Annotated in this window: 15 protein-coding genes; 11 read left to right on the plus strand and 4 right to left on the minus strand. The window is 35.5% G+C overall.

Annotated features, from left to right (window positions below):
• Nucleotides 1-29 precede the first annotated feature (29 nt).
• From J0M37_01975 to J0M37_02015, 9 genes are read left to right on the plus strand one after another with little or no spacing between them, the layout of a single operon-like run.
• Nucleotides 30-542, plus strand: coding sequence for a transposase (locus J0M37_01975; protein MBN8583834.1), 513 nt, complete (start codon nt 30-32; stop codon nt 540-542).
• Nucleotides 543-573: 31 nt separating this feature from the next.
• Entirely contained in the window at nt 574-1,017 is a 444-nt protein-coding gene (tsaE, locus tag J0M37_01980) for a tRNA (adenosine(37)-N6)-threonylcarbamoyltransferase complex ATPase subunit type 1 TsaE (protein ID MBN8583835.1), read from the plus strand.
• Nucleotides 1,014-1,676 carry a tRNA (adenosine(37)-N6)-threonylcarbamoyltransferase complex dimerization subunit type 1 TsaB gene (gene tsaB, locus J0M37_01985; GenBank protein ID MBN8583836.1) on the plus strand — a complete coding sequence of 221 codons (663 nt, stop codon included), beginning with the start codon at nt 1,014-1,016 and terminating at the stop codon, nt 1,674-1,676. Before tsaE ends, tsaB begins: the two co-directional genes overlap by 4 nt.
• Nucleotides 1,677-1,704: 28 nt before the next feature.
• On the plus strand, nt 1,705-2,547 hold the full coding sequence (locus tag J0M37_01990) for an acetyl-CoA carboxylase carboxyltransferase subunit beta (protein ID MBN8583837.1): 843 nt from the start codon (nt 1,705-1,707) through the stop codon (nt 2,545-2,547).
• Between the two features lie 33 nt (nt 2,548-2,580).
• Nucleotides 2,581-3,447 carry a pantoate--beta-alanine ligase gene (locus tag J0M37_01995; GenBank protein MBN8583838.1) on the plus strand — a complete coding sequence of 289 codons (867 nt, stop codon included), beginning with the start codon at nt 2,581-2,583 and terminating at the stop codon, nt 3,445-3,447.
• Nucleotides 3,448-3,496: 49 nt separating this feature from the next.
• Nucleotides 3,497-3,877 carry an aspartate 1-decarboxylase gene (locus J0M37_02000; protein ID MBN8583839.1) on the plus strand — a complete coding sequence of 127 codons (381 nt, stop codon included), beginning with the start codon at nt 3,497-3,499 and terminating at the stop codon, nt 3,875-3,877.
• Between the two features lie 14 nt (nt 3,878-3,891).
• Nucleotides 3,892-4,242, plus strand: coding sequence for a hypothetical protein (locus J0M37_02005; GenBank protein MBN8583840.1), 351 nt, complete (start codon nt 3,892-3,894; stop codon nt 4,240-4,242).
• Nucleotides 4,243-4,299: 57 nt separating this feature from the next.
• The gene (locus J0M37_02010; GenBank protein MBN8583841.1) at nt 4,300-5,148 is read left to right on the plus strand and encodes an NTP transferase domain-containing protein; all 849 of its coding nucleotides are present in this window, start codon (nt 4,300-4,302) and stop codon (nt 5,146-5,148) included.
• 31 nt (nt 5,149-5,179) lie between these two features.
• Nucleotides 5,180-6,058, plus strand: coding sequence for a phosphatase PAP2 family protein (locus tag J0M37_02015; GenBank protein MBN8583842.1), 879 nt, complete (start codon nt 5,180-5,182; stop codon nt 6,056-6,058).
• 76 nt (nt 6,059-6,134) lie between these two features.
• Here the strand turns inward: J0M37_02015 and J0M37_02020 are convergent, their stop codons facing one another.
• Nucleotides 6,135-7,811 (minus strand): T9SS type A sorting domain-containing protein, encoded by a 1,677-nt coding sequence (locus J0M37_02020; GenBank protein ID MBN8583843.1) that lies wholly within the window; start codon nt 7,809-7,811, stop codon nt 6,135-6,137.
• Between the two features lie 232 nt (nt 7,812-8,043).
• Between J0M37_02020 and J0M37_02025 the strand changes: the two genes are divergently transcribed.
• Entirely contained in the window at nt 8,044-11,325 is a 3,282-nt protein-coding gene (locus tag J0M37_02025; GenBank protein ID MBN8583844.1) for a tetratricopeptide repeat protein, read from the plus strand.
• Nucleotides 11,326-11,332: 7 nt separating this feature from the next.
• On the opposite strand, the gene J0M37_02030 is transcribed toward J0M37_02025, so the two are convergent.
• Both J0M37_02030 and J0M37_02035 read right to left on the minus strand, forming a co-directional pair.
• Nucleotides 11,333-11,773: an OsmC family protein gene (locus tag J0M37_02030; protein ID MBN8583845.1), complete on the minus strand. Its 441-nt coding sequence runs from the start codon at nt 11,771-11,773 to the stop codon at nt 11,333-11,335.
• An 82-nt stretch (nt 11,774-11,855) separates the two neighbouring features.
• A complete protein-coding gene (locus J0M37_02035) occupies nt 11,856-13,166 on the minus strand; it encodes a hypothetical protein (protein ID MBN8583846.1) in 1,311 nt (436 codons plus the stop codon).
• 415 nt (nt 13,167-13,581) lie between these two features.
• Between J0M37_02035 and J0M37_02040 the strand changes: the two genes are divergently transcribed.
• Complete coding sequence (locus J0M37_02040) at nt 13,582-14,850, plus strand: T9SS type A sorting domain-containing protein (protein MBN8583847.1); 1,269 nt, start codon at nt 13,582-13,584, stop codon at nt 14,848-14,850.
• Nucleotides 14,851-14,974: 124 nt separating this feature from the next.
• Here the strand turns inward: J0M37_02040 and J0M37_02045 are convergent, their stop codons facing one another.
• A complete protein-coding gene (locus J0M37_02045) occupies nt 14,975-16,285 on the minus strand; it encodes an ammonia-forming cytochrome c nitrite reductase subunit c552 (protein ID MBN8583848.1) in 1,311 nt (436 codons plus the stop codon).
• Between the last annotated feature and the right edge of the window lie 15 nt (nt 16,286-16,300).

Here is a 16,300-nt window from a genome sequence, read left to right on the forward strand (position 1 = left end):
GTCGCAGCCTTCAGGCTGCGCTTATTAAAATGAAAAAAACAGAAAAAAAGCATAGGTTAGATAAAAACAATTATCTTGGTTTTCAATCTGTTTCTTTTACAGGTTGTGTATTTGATATGAATAATTTATTTATTAATGATATGATGTTTGAAATTGTTCAGAAATATCTGCTGAAAGAAGCTGAATACTGTAAGATTGATCTAATCGTTTATTTATTTATGCCAGATCATTTTCATCTAATCACTTGTGGTAATACGCCTGAATCAGATCCATTGGACTTTATGAAAAGATTTAAACAGGATACCGGATATTGGTTTTCGCAAAACAAAATTGGGGAAAAATGGCAGAAAGATTTCTACGACCACATAATTCGAAGCGATGAAGACATAAAAAATCAGGTTTGTTATATTTTAAATAACCCGGTAAGAAAAGGTCTTGTATCAGATTGGAAAGACTATCCTTATAAAGGATCAACTATTTATGATTTAAACCATTTTATTATATCGCAGCCTGAAGGCTGCGACTACCGTATCTTTAATTAAGATAAACGTATCAGTGTAATTTACCTATCTTATGGAACACGATTTTGCAGTAACCACAAAAAACGAAACTGAAACTATTGAACTTGGAATAAAAATTGCATCTTCCCTTAAGAACGGAGATGTAATTTCTTTATACGGCGATCTTGGTTCAGGCAAAACCCGCCTGGTAAAAGGTATCTGTACCGGCTTAGGAATAAATAATGTAGTGAACTCCCCTACTTTTATATTAGTAAATGAGTACATTTCACCGGTTATTGGAAACGTTTATCACTTTGATCTGTACAGGCTGAGATCTGAAGATGAAATTCTCGCAATGGGTTTTGAAGATTACATGAATAACCGGGGCTTAATTTTAATTGAATGGCCTGAACATGCCGAACGGCTTTTGCCATCAGGAAATATTAAAATCCATATCTCCCACTCTGTTGAAAATGAAAATGAACGATGGATCAAGATAAGGGGATTAAGCATATGAACCTTCTTCTAATTAATTCCTCCGATAAAAATGCATTCGTTGCTTTTTACTGCAACGGAGTTTTAAAAACAGTATATGCTGAAGAATTTACCTCTAAAACAAATACTCCGGGAAGAAAAGCAGATAAACTTATCCATTGCCTGGATAAACTTTCCCGTGAAAACAGCCTGGAAGAAATTGATGCAATTGCAATTACAATTGGACCCGGTTCTTTTACCGGAATTCGTGTCGGGTTATCACTTGCCAAAGGTTTGGCATTTGGACTGGGTAAAAAAATTATCCCTGTTAACAATTTTGAGCTTACATTGGACAGATTAACGAAAATTAACAGGGATGCAGAATACTGCATTCTGCTTGAAGCAAAATTGCCTGAATATTATTACGCTGTTCGCAAAAATGGTGAAATTAGTTCAAAAGGATCTCTGGATCTGGAAAATATTCTAAAAAATCTCCAAAAAAACACTATAATTGTGGGAGATTTTGACGATGAAACTCAAATAAAACATTGTTATTTTAAGTATATTAATGTTAAAAATCTCAAAAGCGAAGCGGAATCATTTAGCCGGCTGGCTGAAGAAAAATTCCATAACAATGAATTGATAGATTCTGCTGAAGCAGAACCGCTTTATCTGAAAGATTTTAATTTTAAGAAAGTGTAACTATTTAGAAATTTTATTATGAATTAAGATGGCCTGGTTTAAGAGAACAAAACAGAATATAGCTACTCAGGAAAAAAAAGAGCTCGGAGAAGGACACTGGATAAAATGTCCAAAATGCGACGAGATAATGCATAAAAAACAGTGGGAAAATAATTTTTATCTCTGTACTAAATGCGACTATCACTTCAGGATAGGAAGTGAAGAATATTTCAAGCTATTGTTTGATAATGGTGATTTCAAAGAATTCGATAAAAAAGTTATTTCAAAAGACCCGCTGGATTTTGTGGATACTAAAAAATATAAAGACAGAATAAATGATACGATAAAAAAAACCGGTCTTTATGATGCAATTAGAAATGCTATCGGCGAAATTCACGGCAAAGAATGCGTGATTAGCGCGATGGATTTCAACTTTATCGGCGGTTCAATGGGCTCGGTTGTAGGTGAAAAGATAGCAAGAGGTATTCAAAAAGCCATTAAGGAAAAATGCCCGTACATAATTATATCTAAATCAGGCGGTGCAAGAATGATGGAAGCTGCTATTTCCCTGATGCAGCTAGCAAAATCTTCTGCCTGGCTTGCCAAGCTAGCGGAACATAAACTTCCGTATATTTCCGTGTTAACAGATCCCACAACAGGGGGAGCTTCAGCAAGCTTTTCTATGCTTGGCGATGTGAACATTGCAGAACCTGACGCTCTGATAGGATTTGCTGGACCAAGAGTTGTAAGGCAGGCAACGGGTAAGGATCTTCCCAAAGGTTTTCAGCATGCGGAATTCGTTCAGGAGCATGGTTTCCTGGATTGCGTAGTTAACCGAAAAGACCTGAAAGAAAAGCTGTATCAATTTATGGTTTACATGCATGATAAATAACAGCGGTAAATCAAATTCTATGCAGCCCGGTAAATGAAAATTCTCCGCACAATTGCAGAAACACAAAAGCTTACAACAAAACTCAGGCTTGAAAATAAAATAATAGGTTTTGTTCCAACAATGGGCTACCTTCACGAAGGGCACTTATCTCTGGTTAAGGAAGCCGCGAAAAAAGCAGATAAGGTTTTTTTAAGTATTTATGTAAATCCGCTTCAGTTCTCTCCAACAGAAGATCTTTCCCGATATCCCCGTGATTTTAAGCGTGATGAAATGCTTTGCCGTAAAGCCAGCGTGGATTATATATTTTATCCTTCCAATGAAATAATGTATCCGGAAGGATATTCAACTTACGCAATTGTTGAAAAGTTAACCGCAAAGCTTGAAGGAAAGATAAGACCGGAACATTTTAAAGGTGTAACTACAATTGTATTAAAGCTTTTTAATATTGTGCAGCCCCATTTTTCGGTTTTTGGTCAGAAAGATGCTCAGCAGGCTGCTGTGATCAAAAAAATGGTAAAAGATCTTAATGTTAATACATTGGTGAAAGTTCACCCAACTATCCGTGAATCCAACGGACTTGCAATGAGCTCGCGAAACGTCTATCTTACAAAAGAACAGCGTGAAGATGCTCCATTCCTTTATAAATCTTTGCAGTACGCTAAACGCAAAATAGAGCTTGAAAATTATAACAGAGATATTGATTTTCTTCGCGGACAGATGTCAAAACTGATAAAATCCAGGAAGACTGCAACAAAAATTGATTATATTTCGTTTAATGATTACGAAACACTTGAAGACATAAAATCGCTTAAAAATGCGGAAAATAGAAATATTTTAGTAAGCTTGGCAGTTAGATTTGGTAAAGTCAGGTTAATTGATAATATTGTAATTAAGCGTTAATTTTGTATTCATGCTGGATTTATAAGGCAATAGAAAGAGGTATCAAATCATGGAAAGAATAATGTGTAAATCCAAGCTTCACCGGGCAACAGTTACCCAGGCAGAGCTATATTACGAAGGCAGCGTTACAATTGATGCGGACCTGCTGGATGCTGCGGATATATTACCGTATGAAAAGATCCAGGTTGTTAATATAAATAACGGTTCAAGGTTTGAAAGCTATGCTATTGAAGGAAAACGCAGAAGCGGAACTATTTGTATAAACGGCGCTGCTGCAAGAAATGCCGCTGTTGGTGATCATATTATAATAATTACCTACGCAAATTATACCGAAGAAGAGCTTAAAACCTTTAAGCCTACCATTATTTTAATGGATAAAGATAACAAGATTAAAGATATTAAACATACAAACGAGATCCTGGAAGTTTAACCCGTTCCAATAATATGAAAAAGCTCACATTCCAAGCGCTTGTAACATTCTTTATACTTTGCAGTTCTGTGTTTGCACAGAAAATGTATAAAGTAAATTATGAATCACAGGCTGATCTAAAAATTTACGTAGTTTCGTATGAATCTCAAGCCGATCTGAACGTTTTCATGGTAAATTATGAATCACAGGCAAACAAAGATGGCCTGTGGTACAATGTATCATATGAAAGCCAGGCGGATTTTAAATTATATTTCGTAGATTATGAATCACAGGCTGATCTGAAGATTTATTTTGTAGATTACGAATCCCAGGCCGGCTGGCGTAACAAATCAAAGGAATACCTTCTGAAGTTCAAAAATCAATAATAATGAACCTGAAAATGATTTATCCTTCCCTTTTCTTCTTAATAAAACCAATTTAACATGCCGATAACTGATACAGATTTTAACAATAAAAAATCCGCTTTCCTTGAAAACAAGCTTGCGGAGCTTATGAAAAAAGTTAAAGATACTGAAGGTGAAATGAATAAAAAGCTTGCTGTTGCAATTCTAGCTGCTGGACTTGGCAAAAGAATGAAGAGTCCGGATAAACCCAAAGTGATGTTTGAGATAAACTCACGCCCAATGATAGATTATGTTGTAGAGCTGGCATTTAAAGTAAATGCAGATCTTGTGGTACCTATTGTTGGCCACCACAGGGAACAGGTAATTAACTATTTGGATAATAAATTTACCGGAAAAGATATAAAGTATGCAGTACAGTCTGAACAGCTTGGAACCGGCCATGCAGTGATCCAGACAGCTGAATTGCTTAAGGATTTTGAAGGCGAGATCCTTATCTTATCAGGTGATGTGCCGCTTTTGAAATTTGAAACCGTTGAAAAGCTTATCAATGAACATTTTTCTCAAGGAAATGAAGCAACATTGCTCACTACGGTATTTGATAATTCCTACGGTTACGGAAGGATAGTAAGGGATAGTGACGGTAATTTTACCGGTATAGTTGAAGAAAAAGACGCCACGGATGAACAAAAACAGATAAAAGAAATAAATCCAGCAATATATATAGTTAATTCAAAAGTATTATTTGATGCTCTTTCTAAAATATCACCAGAAAATAACCAGAAAGAATATTACCTGACCGATATATTCAGGTTTATTCCAAAGGAAAAGATCGGTACTGTTGTTACCAATGATGAGCTGGAAGTTACCGGTGTGAATTCGATTGAGCAGCTCAAAGAAATGGAAGATTCACTCAATTCAAGAACCTGAATTGGAAACTCGTGCTGTTAAATCACAAAAGTTGAATAAACTTTACCCCGAAGATATCATAGCAATGTCATTTTCGGGTATTACCATATTTATTCTCGCATACTATATTTCAGCAGGGAAAATTAATAATACTTCATCTATTATTGCCCCGGTTGTATCGCTGCTTATATTATCATTTCTTGCAGTTTACCAAAATAGCTCAGGTTCCAGAGTTTTAAAATTTCTTCGGAGCTATCTTCACATTCCGCTGTACGGAATTATTTTCAGCGCTTTCCAGGTATTTGTGCATATTCTTAACCCTACCGATTATGATACCCTGCTGTTAAAGTGGGATTATTCCGTATTCGGTTTTGATATTACCCGTTGGCTTGAGCAGTATGTAAGTAAAGTTTTAACAGAAATATTAACGCTTTCATATTTTTCTTATTACGTATTTCCATCATTAACCTTTGTAATGTTATATTTCAGCAAAAACACTTCCGCATTTGCAAACGCCCGAAATTATTTGCTTGCAATAGTAATTGGCTGGTATGGAGCATTTATATTCTATATAGTACTGCCTGCAGCGGGTCCCGATATTGCTTTCCCTGAAAATTACTCCGTACCGTTACAGGGACTCTCTCCATTAACCAACACTTATCTTGAAAACTTAGCAAAGTATTTGAAAGAATCATTTGTAAGAAACACTTTTCCAAGCATGCATTTTGCAATAATCCTGATAACGAACTATTTTGCTTACAGGTACAAAAGAAAATATTTCTGGTTTGCAACCCTGCCTGTAGGTACTCTTCTTGCAATAGCTACTGTTTATCTGAGGCAGCATTACCTTATCGACCTGGTTGGCGCTTTGCCTGTAGCAGCGTTAAGTATTTATCTTGCAGGTAAATTTATGAAAATTAAAACAAATTGAATTCTAAAAAGAATAAAACAAAAGGGGCTTATTAAGCCCCTTTTTTGCTGCTGAAAGTGATGTTAACCCGGAGGTATTACTTGATCAACATCATCTTTTTTGTATCTGAGAATCCCTCAGTTTTAAATTCATACAGGTAAATTCCGCTTGCAAGTCCTTCACCGTTAAAATCAATGCTGTGGCTGCCGCTTAACATGTAATTGTTCAGCAGAGTTTTAACAAGCTTACCGGATATGTCATATACCTTAACAGTAACATTTCCTCCTTCAGGCAGCGAAAATTCAATTTTAGTTACCGGATTGAACGGGTTAGGATAGTTCTGTTTCAGGCTGAATTCATCAGCTATTTCCGGGTTGCCGTTTATACCTGTTAAGCTTCCGCAGAAGCTTCTGATTACTGGAACCGGGTTGGTAACAACCGGTGTAACAGTTATTTCTGTTAGTGGAACAGTTGACCTTTGGCAATTACCAGACCACTGACCTGGTCTTACCTGGAACATCAGTGAATCCTGGCAAACAGAACTAACATTCCCCACAGTATTTGTTTTAATAAAAAGTACATCTTCTCCGGCGCTTGAAGAATTGAAGAATCTTCCTGTAACTGCATATCCTGCCGGGGAACCAGCTTCTTTAAGATCGTAGCCATTATCGGCACCTGCGGAATTGGGAAATCTTTTTATCCAAACCGGCACTCCAACTGCAAGTGTAACTTTAGAAAGGATCACGTCCTCAGTGGCTGCAGCTTTTAAGCTGCCTGTATATACCAGTGATGCATCACTTGACTGAAAGATCAGGCTTTCACTTTTTTCTGTAGCTCCAATGCTGCCGTAAGTATTCTGCCAAATAACCAATCCTGTTGGGCCAACCCTTAACATGTAAATATCACCGGCTGGATCAAACGCTGTGCTGTTTCCGGTTACTGCGAAACCGCCGTCAGGCAGCGCAACAATTTTTTTGCCTTCAGAATGCAGTCCTGCCATTGGTGCGTAGCCATAAAACCAAATCGGTGCGCCTGCAGCTGAAATTTTCATTATAAAAGCCTGGTATATTCCGCCTGCTCCTGTAAACCTGTTCGTTACACCGGTAATTGCGTAACTTCCGTCAACGGGCTGATATGTAATTGAGTAGGCTTTTTCATCAACCCATGGAAATGGTGGAATATAGTTATACGCCCAAAGTAATGCTCCTGCAGATGAATGTTGAGATGCAAGGATATGATTCTGATAAACACCTGATGTAATGAAACTTCTTATGCATCCTGCTGCTGTAAATGCGTCAGAAGTATTTTTTACAACCTGCCTGTATTCATGATTTAATGAGTCAGAGATCTGTTTTGTTAAAACATGTCCGCAGGATGTATCAATAATTGAAAATGAAGCCTTTTGCCTTCCGGCTGGGTTATTATAAAATCCTGCAAGAACATTATTTCTGTTTCCCGAAAGCTGAATATGCGAGAAACATGAATCTGATTGACTGAATCCCAATAAAACGGAACAGCTTATTGAACCAGAGTTATCAAGTTTCAGGAACATCCAGTCATAACTGCCGGCGTTCGGGGTTGAATTGGAAACTCCTGCAATAGACCACTTTCCCGCTACTGTTCCGTCAAAATTTCTTTCAATTGAGTAACCGTAATCTGTTTTACTGCTGTAAGGAGGAAAGTCATAAGTATTTACAAAATACTGTGAGTTTGCCTGTAAAGTGATTAAGAGGAAAAATACAAAAGCTGTGATTTTGAGTACTAAGTTATTCATTTTTTTGTTCTCCATCCTCTTTTAAAGAGGAAATTTAAGTTTGTTGGTTTTAATTAATTGGTTATACAAACTTAAATTCAGAGCATACAAAAACCTTATCAGAATCCTTATCGGCTTATTAACTTATGTTTTATCAGTATTTTATCGTTAATATTATAGAGTTCACATTTTATTAATTGTATATTTTAAATCAATGAATAGTTATATTTATGTAAATACTTAGCTTATATAAATGCAAAGCCAGATAAATTATACCCGGATCACACTTCCATCGCAACCGGCAGGTATTATAAAACGGGATGAGCTTATTTTAAAGCTGAATGAAAATTCAGATAAAAAGTTGATATTGCTGAATGCTCCTGCAGGTTACGGTAAATCTACTCTTATAAATTACTTTTTGCGAAATCAAAAGAAGGATTACGGGTGGATAAGACTGCAGCAGGATATTGATTCATCATATATATTGTTATTATATATAATAGAAGCACTTAAAAAGATAAACAATGATTTCGGAAAAGAAACATTACAAACACTTGAACTCCTCGGAAATGATCCCAAAAAGATCATCTCGCAGGAACCAGCTCTTCTAAGCATCATTAATACATTCAGCAATGAATTTTCTGCCGTATTCAACAGTGATATAACAATAGTGCTTGATGATATCCACGAACTTTCTCAGCAAATCTGGATAAAAAAATTCATTGATCTGCTGCTTAATGAAACACCTGATAACCTTCGAATAATTATTACAACAAGATTTCTTGCAGAAATTAATATCTCGTCCCTTAAAGCAAAAAGGAAAATCCTCGAGATCACACAGAATGAACTGGCGCTGAGTCCGGAAGAATTTTCTGAGCTGGCTAAAAAACTGTATAATATAAAATATTCGGCTGAAGATTCTTTAAATCTGGTAAAATATATGGGAGGCTGGGTAACCGGCATTCATTTATTGCTTCAGGTATCCGAACCCGGCAATATTCTTTCATTTGCCGGTAAAAGTGTGCTGCCTGAAAATTTATTTGAATTTTTCGCTGCAGAAGTTTACTCAAAACTTGATGAAACTGTACAGGATTTTCTTTTAAAAACTTCATTAGTTGTTGAATATGATATCGAATTCTGCAATGAGCTGTTAAATATCAGCAACAGCGGCGAAATAATAGAATTGCTGGCCGGAAGAAATATTTTCATAGAATCAATAAGAAGCTTTGATTCAGATACTCATCACCAGGTTAAATTCACTTATAACAGACTGTTCAGAGACTTTCTTAGGCAAAAAGCAATGGAAATGCCGGAAAATATATTAACGGATATCTATAATAAAATTGCATTTCTTTATCTCGCAAAAAATCAACCCGGCACTGCATTTGAATATTTTATTCTTGCAAAAGAATATGAAAAGGCCTTTGATCAGTTACAGATATTTTTTAACGATTATTTTAATCAAAGTAACTTTGAAAAACTTTGGCAGTGTATTTCTGCTTTCAAAACTGATTTTACTGATAACAATAAATTGCTTTTATATTATAAAGGTATACTGTTAAAGTTTTACAAAGGAGAAATTGACCAGGCATTAAATTGTTTTAATTCAGCTTTGAAGCTGAATGATAAAGATCTGAAATTTAAAATATTATGTACACAGGCTAAAGCCGGTATATTATTAACCCTGGGTAAAGGCAGAATAAATGAAGCGATCGAAATATTAAACGATATCCTGATAAGCGAACCAAACCGGCTTGAAAATGCAAAAACATATCATTTGCTCGGAAATTCCTATTTCAATATAAATAAACCGGAAGTTTCAGAAACATACCTGGAAAAAGCGCTGCAAATCTGCAATGAACATCCTGATGCGGAATTGGAACATGATGTTTACAGTATGCTGGGAAATATTAAAATTACCAATGGCGATTTTATACAGTCACATCATTATTACGAGCTGGCTCTCAACAAAACAAACGGGCTGTTTAAAAAAATAGTAATACTCGGAAATCTCACAGTATTGTATTCACGCTCAGGAAAATTTTCAAAAGCGGCAGAATTTTTACAAAAATCAAAGGAATTATTAAAAAAATTTAAAACTCCCATATTTGAAATAATTGTAAAAATGACCGAATATTCACTTTTATTTGAAACAGGAGATTATGCTGCTGGTATAAAACTTGCTGAAGAAATTAAAGAACTTGCGCTACGCTCCAATAACAGTAACTTTATTTTTCTGAGTTATCAATTTTTGGGTGAATGCTGTTATTATTCCGGAAATCCCTCCAAATCAATCGAATTTTATAAACTTGCAGGAAGATTTATAGATGAATCAAATGAATCAGATGAAATACTGCTCTCACTTTTAATTGTAATTAGTGAAATGCAGCTTAAGTTAAACCCTGAAATTGAAACCAAACTTTTAAGAGCATATACGTTTTTAGATGCTGTAAATTCAAATTATGATAAAACCATTGCAGGTTACTATCTTGCCAAATATTATTTTAACACCGGGCAACCATTAACAGCTTTAAAGTATTTTGTTAAAAGCGTAGAACAGGCATCTATTCATGAATATAGATCTTTTTTACTCAGAGAATACATGTTTCAGGATAGTATTTTTAACCTGCCTGAACACGATTCAGAAATTAAATCCATAGTTGAAGCTATACGCTGCAGCATTTCTGATCTTTTTGAATTACCATGGATTTCCGGTAATCATAAAAATTCTTTAAACGATCTCATTAAAAGAAGCTATGATCTTAAAATGAAGATATTCGGGGGTCTGGAGTTTATTGTAAAAAATGAACCAGTTAAAGAAAGCGAGTGGAAACGTAAAAAAAGAAAATTAATACTTTGTTACCTTATTTTGAACTCCGGAAAAAATATTAGCAAAGATAAAATTGTAGATCTTTTTTTCGGGGAGTCCACTGCAGAAAATTCAGATAATTTATTTCACCAGGCAATTTCAAATATCAGGACAGCATTAAAAGCAGCATACTCCGCATCAGAGCCGGCTTCTGAAAGCGGCACTTTTGCTGATAAACAATTAATTGTATATGAAGGCAAACAATTAAAAATCCCAAAGGGAATATCAGTATATTCTGATGCTTCTGTGTTTGAAAGGCTGATACAAAATGCATCAGCTTCAGAAAACATTAAAGATAAAATCGTTTTTTATAAAGAAGCTGTTGAACTGTATACAGGTGATGCACTCGAAGGATTTTATGAGCCCTGGTGTGAAGAAGTAAGGTCTGAATACAGAACAAAATATATAAAATTACTGGAAAATTATAGCAGGCTTCTGTTTGAAGAGGCAATGTATGATGATGCCGTAATTTATTCTGAACTGCTTATTAAAAAAGAACCGCTGAATGAGATTGGCTTTGAAATTTTGATCGGTTCTCTGTTTAAATCAGGAAAAATAAACCTGGCGAAAGAAAAATTTGAAGAATTAAAACGGAATTATAAGGATGAACTGAATGAAAATATTCCGCCTGAATTAGAAAAAAGAATTCTTTCGATGTATAAATAATTTTTCTTTAATGACGTGTATGCTCTTCCATATCCTGTCCGTCAGGAAAGTGCAGCTTCAGGTCAACATCAATATCTGGATGAATGCTTTTTGATACCGGGCAATGAAGCGCAACGGCTTCAAGAATTCCTCTTTTATCGAACGGTATTCCTGCGGGAAAATTTATCTCAGCTACGAGCCTAATTACCCTTCTGGGAATATCTGTGCTCATATGTTTTTCAATACGGCAGGTTGCACCTTTTAAATTTATTCCCCTGTCTTCAGCGGCAATGCCCATTGTAGTTAAATAACATACACCAAGTGATGTAGCAAGCAGATCAGTTGGAGAAAAGCTCTCGCCTTTTCCTCTGTTATCAACCGGTGCATCTGTTTCAATTATTACTCCGCTGGGTGTATGAGTAGCTTTGCAGTGCAGTCCGCCTTCATAGGCTGTTTTAATTTCAACCATAGTGTTATACCTCCTGGTGTAAATTACTAAATTTTCAATGGGTTTTATACACCATTATTCAGTGAATTTTTTAAACTTATAGTCAGTTTTCATTAATTTCGGCAATTTTTTGTAGTAACCAGGGCCTGTACATAATAATTCGTGTGTTAAAGTTATTTATTTCCGGACTTTCAGCCTGTTTTAATCTGTATTTGATAAGCTGTAAAACCTGTAAAATAAAATTATTGGATCTTTCTTTTACATACGGAGTAATAGACCGGTATTTAGAAATAAAATGCCTGAAAGAATCCGCCAGCCAGAAAGCTTCTTCATAATATTCTGCTTCATAATAGATCATCAGGTTTAATGCTTTGATCTTGAACTTATCGTAGTACTTTCTGAATTTTACGCGGCTGAGATATTTTAATGCTTTTTCGTAATCTCCCCTGAACATAAACAATGCAGAGTATGCAAGGTTCTCATATGATAATTTTTCATCTTCAGGAAGGTTATCTTTATATTTTCTTATAAAATCCTCTGCCCAATCATATTTTTTCAGCATTAGCGCATTGTTTGCCATAGAAATGAACATATCCGGAAATATATAACCATCTTTTAGATGGAAACCGTTTTCAAGAACAATGTTCACAATTTCAAATCTTTCATTCAGAAAATTAAGGTCACCATTATCTACTTTTACAAAACAATAATTGTGAAGATATGTATAAATTGCTGCAAGCTCATTTTTATCAAGCAATTGTTTATTTTTTGCCAGCATTTGTTTAATGTTTTTATAATACTCTTCATTTTCCGGCATTAAATAAGATTTTACTAGGTTGTTCAGAATATATGCGATCGGGTTTTGTACGGTGATCCCCTTTTCTTCAAATATTCTTACAAGGCTGTTAAGTATATCAAGATCAATGCTGCTTTTTTCTTTTCTGAACCGGGCATCATTCAATATAATATAATAAAACTGCAGAACCGTTAAAGCTGAATAATTAACAAATCCATCCATTGCCTGTTTCCAGTCTGTATCAGGGTTTAGATTTGTTTTTAAGTTACTTATTGTTTTAGAGTAACTTTCAAAAATATATTTATTGTAATAATATTTTTCATTTCGTAAAGGATTTTTCTCAAGCACGCTCAAAGATTCCTTTGCTGATTTTTCTGCTTCATCGTAGTTTTTAAGCTCTATCAGCCTGTCTATCAGCTTGCTTCCGTAAGCCATTTTATCCTTTTGGAAACTGCTGATCGCTAAGTAGTCATTCAGCATGTTATTCAACTCAGAAAGATATTTTCTCATCAGTACATCGTTGAATGGTTTACCCGGATTAGCTGCTGAATAAATTTCTTCTTTGGTAACTATAAAATCAGGGAAGTACTCTCTGATCTTATTGAATATTACCGGCAAACTTTTCCTCTTTAGAAAATATTGTGAATTAATAAATTTTTCAAATTCATCAAGTTGTTTATAATCAAGATGTTTTAGACTTTTTATAAATTTACTGTTAGTCATAGCTTGTCACAATTGGACCCTAATTATTCGTTTTAACGCTGTTTTCTTCATTTTTATAGCTTATGATAGTCACAATTTAGCTTATTATTCTTTGAATTACTATGCCACAATAGCTTAAGTTTGTTATAATTTTATGAACATTGCATATAAAATTTGTCACAACGGATGTAAAAATATAAATACAGTTTGCCTTAAACATCTTTTGTAAAAAGATGTTTTGTCACAAACACGAAATTTATTCCGGGAACAGACAAATCATAAACATGTTAAATGAATACAATAAAAATTTATAATATAACTTAATACTAATATGAAAAATCTACTTTATTCTTTTTTGGTTTTTGCCTTAATGATATACACTTCCAATACCGCTTCACAATGGCAAATTGTATCAAGCGGCGGGGCTGTTGCTTATAATTCAATTTCATTTTATCAAAGCTGGGGCTTTGCCGGGGGTGACTTAGGTTTAATTAAAAAAACCGTTGATCACGGTTCAACATGGACAACCTTATCTCTCGGTGCAACTACAAAGATCAATGATGTGTATACATACAATAATGTTATAGCATATCTTTGCGGTGTTGACGGGATGATCTATAAAACACCAAACGGAGGTTTAAACTGGACAGCGCAAACAACAGCAGCTGCATACAGGTATTATGACCTCGATTTCATAAATTCTACAACAGGAATGGTTGTTGGTGATGACGGCAGAGCCGGATTCACAACAAACGGCGGTACAAACTGGCTGCAGGCACAGCTTAATGTTTCACCGGGCGCAAAACTTGATTACAAAGTTTGTGATATGATAGACATGAACACATGGTTAGTTGCTTCTGCGGATACACAAATTTCAAATATACAATATTCATATTTACACAGAACCACTAACAACGGCGCAAGCTATCAGAATGTTTACACTATGGTTGGTGGGCTGACAAACGATGTTTCGTTTATGTATTTAAGAGTTATGACCTCAACAACAATTTATGCCGTATCTGCCAATGGGTATTTTTTAAGATCAATAAATAATGGTACTACATGGACAGCAATTCAGCTTCCTACAATACCTCTTGCAGTTGATTTTGCAAATATGTCAACGGGATATTACTGCGGCCAAAATGGTGTCATTAGAAAAACCACGAATGGAGGAATTAACTGGATAGAACAAACTTCTCCGACAACGCAGGCGCTTAAGACTATTTTTTGCAAAGATACAAGCAATATTTATGCAGCAGGAAACAACGGAACAATTGTAAGAACTCAAAACGGGGGAAATTTTGTAGGTGTAAACCCTGCTGGAAACGAAATCCCGGAAACATTTAGCCTGAATCAGAACTATCCTAATCCTTTTAACCCCTCAACCAGGATCTCATTCGATATTCCTGTTGCATCATTTGTAAATCTTACCGTTTATAATATTCTGGGTAAGGATGTAAAAATTCTGGTAAATGAAAATCTGAATGCAGGTAAATTCGAAGCAGAGTTTGATGCAGCAGATTTACCAGGAGGTATATATTTTTACAGGTTAAATGCCGGAAAATATACTGAAACCAGGAAAATGATACTTGTAAAATAATAGATTTTCTAAAGGAGAAAAATGCCGTTATTCAAACAAAAATGTTCTCCCCTGTTTGAATATAACGGCAGAAATTAAAAAAGGGAGCAATTGCTCCCTTTTAATTTCATTTTATGATATCAATTCACTTTACAGCAAGATTTTTCATCAGTCTTTCAGCCGCAATTTGAGATTGCCTTGCATAATCAATAGCATTACTCAAAGTTTTAAGTGTTTCCTGTGGTGAATGGAATCCCATGGAATTTTCTGCTGCAACAAAATCCCATCTCATCTGCGCGCGTTTGTGCAGCTTTCTTGCTTCCTTTAACTGCTCATCAGTTGCGCCTGCATCTTTTGCGGCTTTGATCGCATTTATTGCGTCAATAATTGCCAGCTCTGTTCTGTACATTGTTTCATATGTTCTATCCTGAATGGTCTTAACGCGGTTCGTCATTTCCTGTTCGCTCCATTTATGACAGGTCTGGCAGGCGTTATTTACGTTCTTAAGCGGACTCCTTATCCAGTGATCGGTAACTTTTACAGAACCGCTCTTTACATAAGGCATATGGCAATCAGCGCAGCTAACGCCGCTTTTTGCGTGAATGCCTGTTGACCATGTTTCAAACTCAGGGTGCTGCATTTTTAACATTGGCGAGCCTGATGTTTCATGTGTCCAGTCATTAAAATTAATTTCGTCATAATAAGCTTCTATACTGTCAATCTGCAAACCTTTATCCCAGGGGAAAGTTAAATACTTTCCGTCTCCTTTAAAATAATACTCAACATGGCACTGTCCGCATACATAGCTTCTCATTTCCTGCCGCGAAGCTTTTGTAACATCAATTCCCCTTCGCTGCATTGCTTCTATAAAAGCAGGACGGCTTATACGCAGCTCCATTGTTTTGGGGTCATGGCAATCAAGGCATCCTATACTTTTATCATAATGTGCCCCTACATCTTTGAACATTGCTTTGTAAAAATTTTCGGGTCCCATTTTTTTAATATCCACTGCAACACTAGAGCTTTTACAGCTTATACATGTATTCGGTGTTTTTTCGTTGATACGCTTGGTTTCTTTTACATCAGTAATCGCCCAGTAGTGTCCGCGCTCTTCGCGGTAATCCTTTGAAAAAGGATTACCCGCAAAAAGCTGTATTAAATTAGGATATTTTTCCAGCTTCTGGTAATTATCGCTGCCTCCGTAAAAAGTCGGACCTTCATTTGTTTCTGTCTTTTTATATGTATCATATTCAAACGGGAAATTCTCTCCCCATACCTTTGGATCAATTTCTTCATCGCCTACAGGCTTAAATACCGAAGGGTAGAGCGTAGCTTCCTGTTTCTTTTCGAAAATGTTAACCAGAAGCAGTGTTATTCCTGCGGTAATAACCGCTGTCAGGAAAAACAGAACCAGGTATTTTACACTGAATGGTTTATCTTTTTTATTTTGTTCCATAATAAGTTATATTTT

This window comes from Ignavibacteria bacterium (assembly GCA_017303675.1).
GTDB lineage: Bacteria > Bacteroidota > Ignavibacteria > Tepidaquicellales > OLB5 > OLB5.

What these genes read in the sequence shown, in the direction of transcription:
- J0M37_01975 (MBN8583834.1), top strand. Translation starts at nt 30, where the DNA reads ATGAAAAAAACAGAAAAAAAGCATAGGTTAGATAAAAACAATTATCTT.
- tsaE (MBN8583835.1), top strand. Translation starts at nt 574, where the DNA reads ATGGAACACGATTTTGCAGTAACCACAAAAAACGAAACTGAAACTATT.
- tsaB (MBN8583836.1), top strand. Translation starts at nt 1,014, where the DNA reads ATGAACCTTCTTCTAATTAATTCCTCCGATAAAAATGCATTCGTTGCT.
- J0M37_01990 (MBN8583837.1), top strand. Translation starts at nt 1,705, where the DNA reads ATGGCCTGGTTTAAGAGAACAAAACAGAATATAGCTACTCAGGAAAAA.
- J0M37_01995 (MBN8583838.1), top strand. Translation starts at nt 2,581, where the DNA reads ATGAAAATTCTCCGCACAATTGCAGAAACACAAAAGCTTACAACAAAA.
- J0M37_02000 (MBN8583839.1), top strand. Translation starts at nt 3,497, where the DNA reads ATGGAAAGAATAATGTGTAAATCCAAGCTTCACCGGGCAACAGTTACC.
- J0M37_02005 (MBN8583840.1), top strand. Translation starts at nt 3,892, where the DNA reads ATGAAAAAGCTCACATTCCAAGCGCTTGTAACATTCTTTATACTTTGC.
- J0M37_02010 (MBN8583841.1), top strand. Translation starts at nt 4,300, where the DNA reads ATGCCGATAACTGATACAGATTTTAACAATAAAAAATCCGCTTTCCTT.
- J0M37_02020 (MBN8583843.1), bottom strand. Translation starts at nt 7,811, where the DNA reads ATGAATAACTTAGTACTCAAAATCACAGCTTTTGTATTTTTCCTCTTA.
- J0M37_02025 (MBN8583844.1), top strand. Translation starts at nt 8,044, where the DNA reads ATGCAAAGCCAGATAAATTATACCCGGATCACACTTCCATCGCAACCG.
- J0M37_02030 (MBN8583845.1), bottom strand. Translation starts at nt 11,773, where the DNA reads ATGGTTGAAATTAAAACAGCCTATGAAGGCGGACTGCACTGCAAAGCT.
- J0M37_02040 (MBN8583847.1), top strand. Translation starts at nt 13,582, where the DNA reads ATGAAAAATCTACTTTATTCTTTTTTGGTTTTTGCCTTAATGATATAC.
- J0M37_02045 (MBN8583848.1), bottom strand. Translation starts at nt 16,285, where the DNA reads ATGGAACAAAATAAAAAAGATAAACCATTCAGTGTAAAATACCTGGTT.